Below are 15,503 nucleotides of genomic sequence, written 5' to 3'. Positions count from 1 at the left end.
GATGGCAACAAACATAAACACAATTTTAAACTGGTTCTTAACTGGAAAAAAACCGACACAGGCGCAATTTTGGGCTTCATGGACAAGTTTTTGGCATAAAGAAGAAACAATACCTCAAAGTGCTATTTCTAATCTTACAACAACTTTAAATGCAAAAGCAGAAAAAAATCAGTTCGACGCACATAAAATAGATATAAACGCACATGCTGAATTATTTTTAGTCAAGGAAGATAAAGCAAACAAAGGAGTGTCAAACGGTTATGCTCCACTAAATGACTTAGGCAAATTAGTGATTGGTTATTTGAACGTTGTTAATGATTTAGTCACTGGTGGGATAGAGAGTCTACTAACGGCAGAACAGGGAAAACTATTGCAGTCGCAAATTAATGCAATTAACGTACTTCTGAGTTCTGATAATGTCGATTTAGATTCTGTTCAGGAGTTGGTAGATGCGATCGAAAACATTCGGGTTTCGTTAGAAACTATTTTAGTGAATGATCTGACAACAGGAGGTGTTACCAAAGCTTTAACCGCTGAAATGGGTAAAAGTTTAAAAACACTAATTGATGCTTTAGGGACTAACAAAGTAGATAAAGTTGCTGGTGATCGTTTGATAACCGCTGCTGAAATTACAAAGTTATCAGGCATACAAGCAGGTGCTCAGGTTAATCAGGACATTACAGGAAAACAAGACATCGATAATCAAATATTTATTGGAACATCGGGATTAATTGACGATTCGTGGCATGGTAAAATAGTAACCTTTACAGCAACTACAACGCAGACGTTTCCCGCAAGTGGTTTACGAGATGGTTTTAAATTCGATGGTATTGTCGATCCATCAGTAACACTTAACACAGCAATAACATCACCAAAGGTTTGGTATGGTGGCTATACTGGCGGTGCAATTCCACAGAATAGCATTTTTACTGTTGTTCAGCGAAAAGGAGACGTTAATAAGATTTCAATCTATGGATTATAATGGCACTCAGAAAAACAATATTTGGATACATAAAAAGACCTCAGAGAATTACTGATTTATCAATAGGACAAATTTATAATACAGCCTTTCAATTATTGTTTACAGTTCCAGTTTCAAAAAATGGCATTAAGAGATACGATTGCTACGTTGGAGGCGTCTTTAAACAGTCAATAAGCAAAAGCGGTCAGTTTATTACTAATTTGAATAAGAATACCCTTTACAGTAATATAAGTGTTGTAGTGGTAGATAATGTTAATAAAGTATCGGATAATAGTAATTCAGTCAATGCTACTACTGCTAACATAAACTATTTAAGTTATGCAAGCACAACAGAATCGAGTAACTATATCAGCGCTTCAGGTATTAGTGCTCTCGAAGATATTAGCTCAACAGAACAGATAATTTATCAGCTTATTAATAAGGGGCTTTGGAACAAAATACAAGCAGGATATTTATTTAAAGGAACTACGGCAGATAATCATAAATACAATATAAAAAACCCTGTTGATTCTGATGCAGCATTCAGATTAGTATTTTTTGGAAGTGGTGTTTACAGCAGTTTAGGTTATCAATTAAACGGAAGTAATGCGTATGCAGACACTAAGTTTGTTCCTTCTGTTCATCAAAGTACTGTTAACAATGGACTTACTATTGTTTGTGGAACAAATAACGCACCTCCTACTATTGATACTGTTGAAATTGGCTCGTGGGTTTCAAGCTCACAAGAATCGGCAATTTTTGTTAAGAGAAATCTTGGTGCGCCTTATCAGCGTGGAGGTTCAGCAAACTGGACATTGTTATATGAAGCCGGTGTCGACCAATCCCGTGGCATCTATTCGATTTCGAGACAATCCACGGCGGTAACTTCAGTTTTTGTGACTGGGCGAAATGTTGCAACAGGCAATAGCGGAGGTAGGCTCCCTAATATTCCAATATTTATAGGGACTTTAAATATAAATAATGCGCCTTTTGGTATATCAAATCAAAGAATTCAGCTTTCATTTATTCACCAAGGGCTAACCGATGGTGAGATGATACAGCTTTATGAAATAATTGACGTTTCAGAGAATTTAGCAGGAAGGAAAACATGGTAAAAAATAAAATAAAATGATAGTATCAACAATTCCATTATTATACGATGCTCGTAATGGAGAAAAAAAAGCAATTATTGAGATCATTGTTACAGATTGGAAAGTAAATGATGAGGGCATTACTTATGTAGCAAAGGATTACGCAATTAATAACAATATACGTGAATATATTAATGAAAAGTCAGTTCTATATTCATGGGATAAAATTGTTAGCCTTAACGATTATTTAGAAAGTCTTTACAGCTATCAGAATCTAAATAAGAAAGAACTTGAATTTGCAAAAGTAAAGCATGCTCTTTTGCTCGAAACACAAACTCATCCAGTGTACGGTTCGTTGCCAGTAAATTGGGTTTTATCAGAAGAAATATAATGGGGACTTTTTTAGCATTTATATCTGTAGTTCTGGCATCATTACTATTCCCAGTCGGCTTGTTTTTTACGTTTGCAGTCAATCTTTATAAACGTCGTTGGAAGTTTTCCTTTAAACGTTTAGATGCACAATTATTAACTATAGCTACAAGCGTTGATACTTCGGGAAACGTTATTTGTAAAGACTTGTTTAATCTATTACTAATTAAGAAAGGAGGTTATGAATTTGGCAAACGAAAGGAAACAATTTCTAGTGTATTAGGAAAAAATCAACGTGATGAAACGTTAACCAAAACAGGAAGATTTATTGTGTTTATCCTGGACAAAATAGAAACTGATCATTGTTTAATTAGCATTGATAGTTTAGTATAATAAATAAAAACAAAAAGTATATGAAACCTGAATTATTCGTTATTAAATACCTTCCACATGCTAAGAGGGTTGAGGCCAAAAATGGAATATCTGCAGTAGCAATATTAACACAGGCAGCACTTGAATCTGCTTGGGGCGATGTTGCACCTGGAAACATGTTTTTTGGAGTAAAAGACACCGACGGAATAAACGGAAATGAGCAATTACTAACGACAACCGAATACAGCTCCAAGGCTGATCTAAAATTCCCTGAAATTATTTCTAAGGAGGTAGTTTTGAAAAACGGTCGTAAAATGTTTAAATACAAGGTTAAAGATTACTTCAGAAAATATGAAACTCCGGAAGATTGTTTTGCAGATCATGCATCGTTTTTTTTTAAAAACAAACGTTACAGTGAAGCTTTAAAAGTAAAACATGACCACAATAGATTTTTTGAAGAGATTGCAAAAGCCGGTTATGCCACTGACCCTAACTACGCTAATACATTAAAAGCTGTAGCAAAATCAATCACTAAATTTGTAAAATAATATTATGAAAACATTAAAATACTTTGTGTTATTCATGTTCTTGTTTAGTTGTAAAACTAAGACGGTTACAACTGAAAAGGAATTTATAACCGAAAAGGAATCAGCTTCAAGATATTTCGATTCGGTATTTAAAGAATCGCTCGATTTACATTTAGATTATCAAAAACGTCAATGGGAATTTAACGACAATTTAAAGCTTTCGAGTATATCAGATATTGATAGTTCCGGTAATCGAAAACCATTTCACTACAAACATTTTGTCGATGGTAAACTAAAAGAAGAGATTTATTTAGAAGGTGGAGAAATCAATAAACAAACTGATTCTAAACAGTATAACCAATCAGAGAAAAAAGATGAGATTAAGTCTGAAAAGACAAGAATTGAAGTTGACGTTGGGTATAAAAAGGAAACCAAGAAAAAGACCCTAAATAAAAACAAAAAAGCTGATGTAAAAGGCTTTCAATTTGGCTTCTACTTATGGTTATTTCTTATAATAATAGTGCTAATTGTCCTTAATTGGATTAGCAAAAAAATAAAATTACCTGATATATTTAAAAAAATGTTTGGTAAAAATGAGGGATAAAAAAAGCCCTCCAACATAAATACTTCCTAGGGTAATTTATTTTATAGCAAAAGCCACAGCGTTGGAGGACTGGAAAGTCTTCTTGCTGTGGCTTTTTGTCATGTTTTAAATTATCCTAGGAGCTGCAAATATACAATCAAAATCATCAATCAAAAAACGAACATGAATAAATGTTCAAAATCAATCAAAAATGAAACAAAAAACAAGAAAATTTACTACTGCACCAATACCTTTTATGGGGCAAAAGAGACGATTTTTAAAACAAGTTCTAACTGTTTTAGATAACTGCCCAAATGACGCTACCTATGTTGATCTATTTGGAGGTTCAGGATTGTTATCGCATACAATTAAGCAATATTACCCTAATTCAACGGTAATTTACAATGACTATGATAATTATCGATTGCGTTTAAATAACGTGGATTATACAAATGCCCTATTGAGAGATTTACGATTAATTGTTGCGAATTGTTTAAAAGACAAGCGCATACCGTCGGTTGAAAGAGAGTTAATCCTAAAAAGAGTACTTCAGGAAGAAAAAGCCACTGGTTACGTTGATTATATTACATTGTCGAGTAGTGTTTTGTTTAGTATGAAGTATGTACAGTCATATAGCGAACTCGAAAAAGAGACGTTATATAATTGTATAAGGACTACAGATTATTACACAACTGACTATTTAAAAGGCTTAATAGTTGAAAGTGTTGACTATAAAGTATTGTTTCAAAAGTACAAGACTACGAATAATGTTATTTTCTTGGTTGATCCACCTTATTTAAGTACCGAAGTGGGAACATACAAAAACTATTGGAAACTAAAAGACTATCTCGATGTTCTTGATGTATTGAACGGCACTAATTATCTGTACTTTACGTCAGGTAAGTCAAATATAATTGAACTGTGTGAGTGGATGGCTAATAAGCCCGCTCTGTATAATCCTTTCGAAGGTTCTACAACGAGCACGACGCAAAATCAAATGAATTATAATTCAAGCTTTACTGATATTTTGCTACACAAGGTAAACTATGAATTTAAATAGGTTTTAAACCTCGTTTAAACTAAATGAAGACAGTCATCAATTTAATGGCTGTCTTTTTGTATTTTTGGAGCTAAACCCGTTTGCGATTTTTGCATATTTGGTTTTGCCGATTATAATAGTACTAATTTAGTTTATCAGATAGGAGCAACATACACTTTCGGAAAATAAAAATACAACTATGGTTTTAAAAGACTTTTATAAAATACTTTCATTAGAAAACACAAGTGATTCTAAATACGATGCTGTCATTTTAATAAATGATAAACACGATGTTTTTAAAGGTCATTTTCCAGATAATCCTATTATGCCAGGAGTATGCATGATTCAGATTATAAAAGAACTTTCGGAAACAATTACTAAAAGTAGCTTACTGATGCAAACGTTGAGTAATGTAAAATTCATGGCGTTGATTAATCCTGAAGTTACACCTGAGTTACGCTTAGAATTAGATATTACCACAACCGAAGATGGTTTAGTAAAAGTAAAAAACACGACTTATTTTAACGAAACAGTTGCTTTAAAATTGAGCAATGTTTATAAAAAAGCTTAATTATGAAACTAGTTATATCATTGATTTTATTAGTAGGTTTAATGAGTACACCAGATCTTCCTACTATCAGAAAAATATATCCAACAGCTTCAAATTCTGAAACTAGTGCTAAAGATTTTAATTCAAAACTTGTAGCGATAGCTAATACCGACGAAAATATTTTGGTAGCCTACAAAGCTGCTTCCATCATATTAGATTCTAAGTATGAGAAAAAATTATCTGCAAAAATGAGTCGCTTTAAAGAAGGAGCTCAATTATTAGAAGGTACTATTACAAAAGAACCTAATTCGATAGAAATTAGAATGATTCGATTAAGTATTCAGGAAAATGTTCCCGGAATTACAGGTTATAAAAAAAATATTAAAGAAGATAAAAAGTATATTCTAGCACATTACGATGATCAGAATACTGCGCTAAAAGAATACTTAAAAAACTTTATCTTACAATCTAAAAGTTTCTCTACAGCAGAAAAACAAACGATAAAGTAGTTAAAGAAAAACCACAAAATGAAACCTATTTTATCCCAAGAAGAACAACTTACTCAAACTAATTTTTGTGTTATTGTACCCACTTACAACAATCACAAAACGTTGGAGAAAGTACTTAATTCAATTTTGACCTACACCAACGATATTATTGTAGTCAATGATGGATCTACGGATAGAACACGTGAAATTTTGGAAAATTTCCCAAACCTTATTCAGATTCACCATCTCGAAAATCAAGGAAAGGGAATTGCATTACAAAATGGCTTTGACAAAGCGATTGCTTTAAACTACGAATATGCAATAACAATAGATTCTGATGGACAGCATTTTGCATCAGATATTCCTTCGTTTATTCATTTCATCCAAAATGAACCCAATACTTTACTTATTGGAAGCCGCAATATGACACAGGAAAATGTGCCTAAAAAAAGTAGTTTTGGAAATAAGTTTTCAAACTTCTGGTTTTGGTTTGAAACAGGAATACGCCTAGAAGACACCCAATCTGGATTTCGATTGTATCCGTTACAACTAATCCCTGAAAGATATTATACGCCTAAATTTGAATTTGAAATCGAGGTAATTGTGCGTTCAGCATGGAAAGGAATTCCAGTTAAAAACATTCCAGTTAAAGTTTTATACGATCCACTTGAGAGGGTATCGCATTTTCGTCCGTTCAAGGATTTTACTCGAATCAGTATTTTAAATACTGTATTAGTTATTATTGCTCTTGTCTATATCAAACCAAGAGATTTGATTCGAAAAATAAAAAAAAAAGGACTTAAGAAATTCCTTCTAGAGGATATCCTAGAAAGTGATGAGTCCAATTTAAAAAAATCAGCTGCAATTGCATTAGGTGTATTTATCGGGATTTCACCATTTTGGGGATTTCAAACGGTATTGCTTCTTTTCTTTGCCACATTATTCAAACTCAATAAAGTCATTGCTTTTCTAGCTTCAAATGTTAGTTTACCTCCTTTTATTCCATTAGTAATATATGGGTCTTTAAAAATGGGAAGCCTTTTTATATCTAGCGATACTTCTTTGTCACAAAATGAGTCAATGGTTCTTTCTGACGTTTCAAAAAACATAACACAATATGTCGTTGGAAGTCTTATTTTAGCAACCTTAATGGCATTATTATTCGGATTAACATCGTACTTGATTTTAACATTATTCAATACATCAAAAAATAAAAAATAAGCATGCATCATTATTTCTACGCCATACATTTATTTGTAAATCGAAGAAAATCATTATCGGTTTTTTTGGCAATCGCAGTGCTTTTAATATTTGGATTCTTTGCTTCACAAATTAAATTTGAAGAAGATATTACCAAACTTATTCCAACCAATGACAAAACTGATGTTACTGCCAAAGTACTGAAACAACTTAACTTTGCAGACAAGATTACCGTAATTTTTCAACTCGAAAAAGGAGGAACAGATGAAGACTTAAAAGAGATGGCAGCTGTTTTTACCGATAGTATTGCCAAAACTTGTAAACCATACATAACCGCTGTACAAGGAAAAATAGACGAAGAAAACATTCAAGAAACAATTGATTTTGTTTACAACAACGTTCCTCTTTTTCTAGATGATAAAGATTATGCAACCATTCAATCCAAATTGCAACAAGACAGTATTGCTGCAACTGTACAAGGAAATTACAAATCAATAATTTCGCCATCAGGATTCATTACCAAAGATTTTATATTACAAGATCCATTAGGGATTTCATTTATAGCCTTAAAAAAACTACAACAATTAAATGTAGGTGATGATTTTACTCTAGATAATGGTTTTGTAATGACTAAGGACAAAAAGAAATTACTTCTATTCATTACTTCTAATCTGCCTCCTAGCGAAACAGAAAAAAACTCCATTTTTGTAGCAAAGCTCAATACCATAAAAGACAATCTAAACGAGCAATTTAAAACAAAAACTTCCGTAAGTTATTTTGGTTCAGCACTCATCGCTGTAGCAAATGCAAACCAAATAAAAAGTGATATTGTACTTACTACAACTATTGCAATGATTACCCTTATGCTTATTTTGATTTTATTTTATCGAAAAGTATTTATTCCGCTAATCATTTTTCTACCTACTGTATTTGGAGCTCTGTTTGCAGTTGCCTTTTTATATTTTGTAAAAGAAAGGATCTCTGCAATCTCACTAGGAATCGGTTCCATTCTTTTGGGAATTACAATAGATTACTCCATTCATATTCTTACCCACTACAAACACAACAGTGATGTAAAAACGCTATACAAAGACATAACCATGCCCGTAATAATGAGTAGTTCAACAACTGCTGTTGCATTTTTATGTTTACTTTTTGTAAAATCAGATGCGTTAAATGACTTAGGTATTTTTGCAGCGGTAATTGTAATGTCCTCAGCATTTTTCTCACTCTTAATCGTTCCACATCTATACAAACCAAAAGAAAATAATTTTGATCATAAGAAAAATGTAATTGATAGACTTGCTCATTTTTCATTTCATAACAATAAATTCTTAATTGGTTTTTGTGTCCTAATTACAATCATTTGTTGTTTTACCTACAATGATGTTGGTTTTAATAATGATTTATCACAGCTAAATTTCGTTCCAAAAGAAATTAAGGCTGCCGAAAAAAAACTTGAAGAAAGCACCACTAGTTTAACTTCTAAAACTATTTATCTCGCATCTTATGGAAATAGTATGGAAGACGTTTTACAAAAAAACAGTCATCTTTTCAATACTCTCGCAAAAGAAAAACAGCAAAACAAAATACTAAATTATAGCTCAGTAGGAGGAATTATGCTTTCGCAAAAAGAGCAAAAGCAAAAAATAGACAAATGGAATTTATTTTGGGATTCCAATAAAAAGCAACATTTAAAATCCCAATTAATTACAGAAGGGACCAAGCTTGGATTTAAATCTTCAGCCTATACCCCATTTTTTGATCATCTCGATGCAACCTTTAAACCCGTTTCCTATCAAGATTATTTAAAAATAAGTGCCTTACAATTACAAGAATTTATTAGTGAGAAAAATGGCTTTTTCACCATCTCAACATTAGTAAAAGTTACGCCTCAACAACGTGATCACTTTGTAAAATCAACTTCATCCCATGACAATTTACTGGCAATTGACCGCCAACAAATGAATGAAACCTTTTTTAGTACACTTAACAGCGACTTCAATTTACTTGTAAATTATTCATTTGTTGCAGTAATTCTTATTCTCTTTTTCTTTTTCAGAAGAATCGAACTGGTTATCATAAGTTGTATTCCAATTGCATTAACCGGAATTGTAACTGCCGGAATCATGGGACTTTTTAACATCGAATTGAACATTTTCAGCATGATTGTATGTACGCTGATTTTCGGACATGGAGTCGATTTTAGTATTTTCATGACAAGTGCATTACAAAAAGAATATACAACCGGAAAGAACGAAATCGCAATCTATAGAACCTCTATCATCCTTGCTGTAATAACAACCATTCTAGGAATTGGTGCATTGATATTTGCCAAACACCCTGCATTACAATCGATTTCTTCGATTTCACTAATTGGAGTATTTGCAGCCTTGATAATTACATTTATTTTTTATCCCATTTTATTCAAACTGTTCTTATCCAACCGTCCAAAAAATGGAAAGGCTCCTTTTCAACTTCGTTCTTTTATCCAAGGAGTTACCTCGTTTTTATATTATGGCTTAGGTGGCATTTTAATGTCCATTTTCAGCTTGACAATTATGAAAATACTACCATTAAAAGAAAAGACAAAAATAAAAGGATTCCGTTATTTCATTTCAAAATTCATGAAATCCGTTTTGTATACTAATCCTTTTGTAGTCAAAAAAGTAGTTAATATTCATAATGAGACATTTGAAAAACCAGCTGTACTCATCTCCAACCATTCCTCATTTTTAGACATTCTTGCTGTTGGAATGTTGAGCCCAAAAATCATTTATCTAGTAAGTGATTGGGTTTACAATTCTCCTGTTTTTGGAGCTACAGTAAGGAAAGCAGGTTTTTATCCCGTTTCTGAAGGACTAGAAGGAGGCATTGAACATTTACGACAAAAAATAGAAGAAGGCTATTCATTAATGGTATTCCCAGAAGGAACACGATCTGAAAGCAATCAAATAAAACGATTCCATAAAGGAGCATTTTATCTGGCGGAACATTTTAATCTAGACATTATTCCAATTGTAATTCATGGTACTTCAGAAGTATTACCAAAAGGAGATTTCATTATATATGACGGTGCAATAACTGTTTCTATTCTTGATCGAATTACTCCCGAAAACCTTTCTTTTGGAAAAAATTATACCGAAAAAACAAAACAAATAAGTACGTTCTTTAAATCAGAATTCAAGAAAATACGTGAAAAAAATGAAGGCCCCGATTATTTCAAAAAAATGATTATCAATAGTTTTGATTACAAAGAATTAGAAATAATAAACAGCGTAAAAAAGAATCTAAATACCAATTTAGAAACCTATTATCTATTAAACAAGCACATAAATCCTGAAGCTAGAGTCTTACATTTAAGTAATGATTATGGTCAACTAGATTTACTATTAGCATTACAAGAACCACAGCGAAAAATTGATTCCTATACAACAGACGAAGAAAAACATGCTGTTGCAAAAACAAATTACATCGTTAAAAAAAGAGCCATCCATTATTTAGAAAATCTTGAATCTGTCCTGCAAAAAAGATATGATGTAGTTCTAATTTCGGATGATAGTCATAACTCTATTATTGAAAAAATTATTCCATTAACATCTTGCTTTATTTTAATAAATAGCGCGAGTTTAAAGGACACATTTCTTAATTTTGGCTATACTTGTACAAATGAAGAAGACAAAATTATAGTCTTAAAGAATGAATAGCATGAAAGAACGTTATGATATTGTTATCGTAGGAAGCGGTTTAGGCGGTCTAGTTTCGGCTATTATTCTTGCCAAAGAAGGATATAGTGTTTGTGTACTCGAAAAAAACAACCAGTTTGGTGGAAATCTCCAAACATTTGTACGAGACAAAACCATCTTTGACACAGGAATCCACTACATTGGAGGATTGAGCGAAGGACAAAATTTGTATAAATATTTCAAATATCTAGGAATTATAGATGATTTGAAATTAAAAAAAATGGACGAAGATGGTTTTGATATCATTTCCTTTGAAGATGAAAACAAAGAATATCCTCATGCTCAAGGATATGAAAATTTCGTCAACCAATTATTGAAACACTTTCCTGAAGAAAAAGAAGCAATAGAGAATTATTGTAAAAAAGTAATAGCTACCTGTGACTCGTTCCCTTTATACAATTTGCGTTGGGAAGGAAAATACGATAGTGATATCTTGACTCTTAACGCCAAACAAACCATTGATGAGATAACTGATAATAAACAATTAAGAGCTGTGCTTGCCGGTTCTAATTTTTTATATGCTGGTATTGAAGATAAATCTCCTTTTTATGTACATGCATTATCTGTAAACTCATATATTCAGAGCTCTTGGAGATGCATAAATGGTGGAAGTCAAATTACAAAGCAACTCATCAAGCAACTAAAAAAACATGGTGGAGAAGTTTACAAATACAAAGAAGTAGTTCGTTTTAATACCGAAAATAACAATATTACTTCCGTTACAATGAAAGATGGAACTGAAGTTTCTGCAACTTATTTTATTTCCAATATTGAACCCAAAACTACATTGAAAATGGTTGGTGAAGAAAACTTCAGAAAATCATTTTACAGTCGCATTCAGAGTCTCGAAGGAGTCATTTCGGCATTTAGTTTATATATCGTTTTTAAACCAAACACATTCAAATACATCAATCATAACTATTATCACTTTAAAAATAGTAATGAAGTCTGGACTGCGCATGAATACGACGAAAATACATGGCCAAAAGCATACATGGCTTCGATGAATGCATCCAAGAAAGAGGAAGAATGGGCAGATGGTATGACTTTTATTACCTATATGAAATTCGACGACCTATTACCGTGGGCAGATACATTTAATACGACTGCAGAAAAAAATGATCGTGGAGAAAGTTATGAGGAATTCAAAACCCGAAAAGCAACTACGTTTTTAAACGAAATTGAAATAAAATTCCCTGGAATAAAAGATTGTATTCAATCCATTCATACTTCTACTCCACTCTCTTATCGTGATTATATTGGCGGTCATAACGGAAATATGTATGGCTATATAAAAGATTCTAATAATCCCATGAAATCATTTATTGCTTCAAAAACCAAACTAAATAATTTGTATTTAACAGGACAAAGTATTAACATGCATGGCGTATTAGGAGTAACTATTGGAGCCGTTGTTACCTGCTCTGAAATAGTTGGAAAAGAATATTTAGTAAACAAAATCAATCAAGCCTCTGAATAATTTTGATTATGAAAAAGCAAATTCAGATTGTCTTCCTAATTGGTTTTTTGTTGGTGTTTCTTTCATGTGGCACGTCAAAATCAATGCATCATCAGCCTGATATAGCAAATTATGATACTATTTTACCCGTTGTAAAAAAACAATCCGATTCGGTATTCTCATCTGGAAATAATACCTTCTTAAAAAACAAACAAGGTCTTTGGGAACTATATCTCGAAGGAGATGCTTACCAGATTGGTCTTAATTCTGGAGCACTAACAGATTCTCTTTTAAAGAAACAAGAACGCATCTTCTTCTCTAAAATTAAAGATTTAGTGCCTTCAAAGTTTAAGCAAAATATGCTTCGTAATTTTTTAAAATGGTACAACAGAAAATTATATCTCAACGTTCCTGAAGAATATCAAACTGAAATTTACGGTGTTTCTCAATACACATCTCATGATTATGATGCAATCGCATCACAGTATTTACGCAATTTATATTTACATGCAGCACATGACATTGGCCATGCATTACAAGATTTAGCTTTAGTAGGTTGCTCCTCATTTGCTGCTTGGGATGAAAAATCTGAGAATGGAAATTTAATCCTCGGACGTAATTTCGATTTTTATGTAAATGATGCTTTCGCAAAAGACAAAATCGTAGCCTTTATAAAACCAAAAACAGGGCATCCGTTTATGATGGTAACTTGGCCAGGAATGATTGGAGCAGTTTCGGGAATGAATCAAGAAGGAATAACTGTAACAATCAATGCTGGAAAATCAAAAATTCCGCTAATTGCAAAAACTCCGATTTCTATTCTTACTCGTGAAATTTTACAATATGCAGCCAACATTGATGAAGCAATTGCTATTGCAAAAAAAGCAACCGTATTTGTTTCAGAATCAATTATGGTGGGAAGTGCCAGCGACAATAAAGCAGTTTTAATCGAAGTTTCTCCACACAAATTTGGAGTTTATGAAGTACCAAATAACAACCAGCTTATCTGTTCAAATCACTTTCAAAGTGATGCTTTAAAAGATGATAAACGAAATAAAAAACAAATTCTTAACAGTCATTCAAAATACCGATATGACAGAATGCAAGAACTTTTTGGAGAAACTCCAAAAATCAATCCTAAGAAAGCTGCCGAAATACTTAGAAACAGAGATGGTTTAAGAAACATAAAACTTGGTTATGGCAACGAAAAATCCTTAAATCAATTAATGGCTCATCACGGTATAATTTTTAAACCTGAAGAAAAATTAGTTTGGGTTTCTTCCAATCCATATCAACTAGGCGAATTTGTTTGTTATGACTTGAATAAAATATTTAAAAATCGGGAACAAACTGATACAATTGTATCTTTGTCACAAAGTCAATTGAATATAGCCAAAGATTCTTTTTTATCTACAACCGAATTTAAAAATTATCAAAAATTCAGAACTGAAGATCAAAAAATCGACTCATACCTAAGGAATAAAGATAAAATTTCTGCTGAATTTATTCAGGAATATCAATCTTTAAATCCAGATTACTGGGTAGTCTATTACAAAGTTGGATTCTATTTTTATCAGAAAAAAGAATATGCTTTAGCACAAAGCCACTTTGAAAAAGCATTAACAAAAGAGATCACAACACTTCCTGAAAAACAGAAAGTTGAAAAATATATTAAAAAAATCAAAAGCAAGTTAAAATGATTCCAGAAATAGAAAAAGGTTCTTTAGAAGAAATTAAAATTTTTCAAGAACAAAAATTAACTGAACTTTTGACTTATATAAGTCAGAAATCTCCTTTTTACAAAGCTCTTTTTGAAAATAAAAAGATTGATATTTCTGCTATTAAAACATTAGAAGATCTTCAACTTTTACCTGTTACCACCAAAGAAGATCTTCAGAACAATAACGATGACTTCTTGTGTGTACCCATTACTAAAGTTATCGATTTTGCATCTACTTCAGGAACTTTAGGAGATCCTGTGACTTTTGGCTTAACCGATGCTGATTTAGATAGATTGGCTTATAATGAAGCTATTTCTTTTGATTGTGCAGGGATTAAAGAAGGCGATATTGTACAGCTTATGACCACAATTGATCGTAAATTCATGGCTGGATTAGCTTACTTTTTAGGATTACGAAAATTAAAAGTTGGTGTAATTCGTGTTGGTGCAGGAATACCTGAACTGCAATGGGATTCCATCTTAAAATACAATCCTTCTTATTTAATAACAGTTCCTTCCTTTTTATTAAAACTGATTGAGTACGCCGAAAACCATAATATCGATTATAATAATTCGAGCATAAAAGGTGCAATCTGTATTGGAGAACCACTTAGAAACCAGGATTTTTCAATGAATATTTTGTCCAAAAAGATCACTGAAAAATGGGATATAAAGCTATTTTCAACTTACGCTTCTACCGAAATGAGCACCGCATTTACTGAGTGCGAACATGAAAATGGAGGACATCATCATCCCGAACTAATCATTGTAGAAGTTCTTGATGAAGATAATAACCCCGTTAAAAATGGTGAAGCTGGAGAACTAACGTTTACTACTTTGGGTATCGAAGCCATGCCTCTACTACGTTTTAAAACTGGTGATATTGTTCAGTTACATGACACTCCTTGCGCTTGTGGAAGAAACACATTACGTGTTGGGCCAGTGATTGGACGCAAAAAACAAATGATAAAATATAAAGGGACAACTCTTTATCCACCTGCAATGAATGATGTTTTAAGCGATTTTGATGCTATCGAAAATCATATTATCGAAATATTCACCAATGATTTAGGGACCGACGAAATCCTGATTAAAATTGCAGTGAAAAATCAATCTGATGAATTATTGTCTGAAATCAAAGATCACTTTAGAGCCAAATTAAGAGTAACTCCAAAAATAGAGTTTACTTCAAAAGAAATACTAAATCCATTAGTTTTTAATCCGATGAGCCGTAAACCAATTCGTTTTTTTGATAATCGTTAATTTCGATACAAAACAGCAAAAGTACAGATATACAAAGATTTACATTTTGGTGTCAAAAACCTTTGAACCTTTACTTCTCTGAACCTTTGAACTTCAATTTAGTGCAAATTGAACTAAATGTTGTAATTTTGCAAA

The 15,503-nt window shown here is 32.2% G+C and carries 14 protein-coding genes; all 14 read left to right on the top strand.

Features of this window, described 5'->3' with window-relative positions; genetic code table 11:
* The first annotated feature begins 1 nt into the window (after position 1).
* The gene (locus LNQ49_RS12710; RefSeq protein ID WP_229989272.1) at positions 2-982 is read left to right on the top strand and encodes a hypothetical protein; all 981 of its coding nucleotides are present in this window, start codon (positions 2-4) and stop codon (positions 980-982) included.
* The gene (locus tag LNQ49_RS12705) at positions 982-2,076 is read left to right on the top strand and encodes a hypothetical protein (protein WP_229989270.1); all 1,095 of its coding nucleotides are present in this window, start codon (positions 982-984) and stop codon (positions 2,074-2,076) included. The genes LNQ49_RS12710 and LNQ49_RS12705 overlap by 1 nt, the downstream gene beginning before the upstream one ends.
* Positions 2,077-2,089: 13 nt before the next feature.
* On the top strand, positions 2,090-2,443 hold the full coding sequence (locus LNQ49_RS12700; RefSeq protein ID WP_229989268.1) for a hypothetical protein: 354 nt from the start codon (positions 2,090-2,092) through the stop codon (positions 2,441-2,443).
* On the top strand, positions 2,443-2,814 hold the full coding sequence (locus LNQ49_RS12695) for a hypothetical protein (RefSeq protein ID WP_229989267.1): 372 nt from the start codon (positions 2,443-2,445) through the stop codon (positions 2,812-2,814). Before LNQ49_RS12700 ends, LNQ49_RS12695 begins: the two co-directional genes overlap by 1 nt.
* Positions 2,815-2,834: 20 nt before the next feature.
* Positions 2,835-3,341, top strand: a complete 507-nt coding sequence (locus LNQ49_RS12690) for a glycoside hydrolase family 73 protein (RefSeq protein ID WP_229989266.1) — start codon at positions 2,835-2,837, stop codon at positions 3,339-3,341.
* A gap of 4 nt (positions 3,342-3,345) precedes the next feature.
* Positions 3,346-3,924: a hypothetical protein gene (locus tag LNQ49_RS12685; RefSeq protein WP_229989265.1), complete on the top strand. Its 579-nt coding sequence runs from the start codon at positions 3,346-3,348 to the stop codon at positions 3,922-3,924.
* Positions 3,925-4,114: 190 nt separating this feature from the next.
* A complete protein-coding gene (locus tag LNQ49_RS12680) occupies positions 4,115-4,963 on the top strand; it encodes a DNA adenine methylase (protein WP_229989264.1) in 849 nt (282 codons plus the stop codon).
* A 178-nt stretch (positions 4,964-5,141) separates the two neighbouring features.
* Positions 5,142-5,513: an ApeI family dehydratase gene (locus LNQ49_RS12675; RefSeq protein ID WP_229989263.1), complete on the top strand. Its 372-nt coding sequence runs from the start codon at positions 5,142-5,144 to the stop codon at positions 5,511-5,513.
* Positions 5,514-5,515: 2 nt separating this feature from the next.
* Positions 5,516-6,001, top strand: a complete 486-nt coding sequence (locus tag LNQ49_RS12670; RefSeq protein ID WP_229989261.1) for a hypothetical protein — start codon at positions 5,516-5,518, stop codon at positions 5,999-6,001.
* A gap of 18 nt (positions 6,002-6,019) precedes the next feature.
* Positions 6,020-7,201 carry a DUF2062 domain-containing protein gene (locus LNQ49_RS12665; protein ID WP_229989259.1) on the top strand — a complete coding sequence of 394 codons (1,182 nt, stop codon included), beginning with the start codon at positions 6,020-6,022 and terminating at the stop codon, positions 7,199-7,201.
* Positions 7,202-7,203: 2 nt separating this feature from the next.
* A complete protein-coding gene (locus LNQ49_RS12660) occupies positions 7,204-10,887 on the top strand; it encodes an MMPL family transporter (RefSeq protein ID WP_229989257.1) in 3,684 nt (1,227 codons plus the stop codon).
* 1 nt (position 10,888) lies between these two features.
* Positions 10,889-12,406: a phytoene desaturase family protein gene (locus LNQ49_RS12655; protein ID WP_229989256.1), complete on the top strand. Its 1,518-nt coding sequence runs from the start codon at positions 10,889-10,891 to the stop codon at positions 12,404-12,406.
* Positions 12,407-12,414: 8 nt separating this feature from the next.
* Positions 12,415-14,085, top strand: coding sequence for a C45 family autoproteolytic acyltransferase/hydrolase (locus LNQ49_RS12650; protein ID WP_229989255.1), 1,671 nt, complete (start codon positions 12,415-12,417; stop codon positions 14,083-14,085).
* Positions 14,082-15,368: a flexirubin biosynthesis putative acyl-CoA ligase FlxY gene (gene flxY, locus LNQ49_RS12645; RefSeq protein WP_229989254.1), complete on the top strand. Its 1,287-nt coding sequence runs from the start codon at positions 14,082-14,084 to the stop codon at positions 15,366-15,368. Before LNQ49_RS12650 ends, flxY begins: the two co-directional genes overlap by 4 nt.
* Positions 15,369-15,503: the final 135 nt, after the last annotated feature.

Origin of the sequence: Flavobacterium pisciphilum, assembly GCF_020905345.1 — a bacterium.
Lineage (GTDB): Bacteria > Bacteroidota > Bacteroidia > Flavobacteriales > Flavobacteriaceae > Flavobacterium > Flavobacterium pisciphilum.
This window is presented reverse-complemented; position numbering and strand designations above follow the sequence as displayed.

Excerpts from the sequence above, each read along its gene's own strand:
- LNQ49_RS12700 (WP_229989268.1), top strand. The coding sequence starts at position 2,090 with ATGATAGTATCAACAATTCCATTATTATACGATGCTCGTAATGGAGAA.
- LNQ49_RS12690 (WP_229989266.1), top strand. The coding sequence starts at position 2,835 with ATGAAACCTGAATTATTCGTTATTAAATACCTTCCACATGCTAAGAGG.
- LNQ49_RS12675 (WP_229989263.1), top strand. The coding sequence starts at position 5,142 with ATGGTTTTAAAAGACTTTTATAAAATACTTTCATTAGAAAACACAAGT.
- LNQ49_RS12680 (WP_229989264.1), top strand. The coding sequence starts at position 4,115 with ATGAAACAAAAAACAAGAAAATTTACTACTGCACCAATACCTTTTATG.
- LNQ49_RS12650 (WP_229989255.1), top strand. The coding sequence starts at position 12,415 with ATGAAAAAGCAAATTCAGATTGTCTTCCTAATTGGTTTTTTGTTGGTG.
- LNQ49_RS12655 (WP_229989256.1), top strand. The coding sequence starts at position 10,889 with ATGAAAGAACGTTATGATATTGTTATCGTAGGAAGCGGTTTAGGCGGT.
- LNQ49_RS12665 (WP_229989259.1), top strand. The coding sequence starts at position 6,020 with ATGAAACCTATTTTATCCCAAGAAGAACAACTTACTCAAACTAATTTT.
- LNQ49_RS12685 (WP_229989265.1), top strand. The coding sequence starts at position 3,346 with ATGAAAACATTAAAATACTTTGTGTTATTCATGTTCTTGTTTAGTTGT.
- LNQ49_RS12670 (WP_229989261.1), top strand. The coding sequence starts at position 5,516 with ATGAAACTAGTTATATCATTGATTTTATTAGTAGGTTTAATGAGTACA.
- LNQ49_RS12660 (WP_229989257.1), top strand. The coding sequence starts at position 7,204 with ATGCATCATTATTTCTACGCCATACATTTATTTGTAAATCGAAGAAAA.
- LNQ49_RS12695 (WP_229989267.1), top strand. The coding sequence starts at position 2,443 with ATGGGGACTTTTTTAGCATTTATATCTGTAGTTCTGGCATCATTACTA.
- LNQ49_RS12710 (WP_229989272.1), top strand. The coding sequence starts at position 2 with ATGGCAACAAACATAAACACAATTTTAAACTGGTTCTTAACTGGAAAA.
- LNQ49_RS12705 (WP_229989270.1), top strand. The coding sequence starts at position 982 with ATGGCACTCAGAAAAACAATATTTGGATACATAAAAAGACCTCAGAGA.
- flxY (WP_229989254.1), top strand. The coding sequence starts at position 14,082 with ATGATTCCAGAAATAGAAAAAGGTTCTTTAGAAGAAATTAAAATTTTT.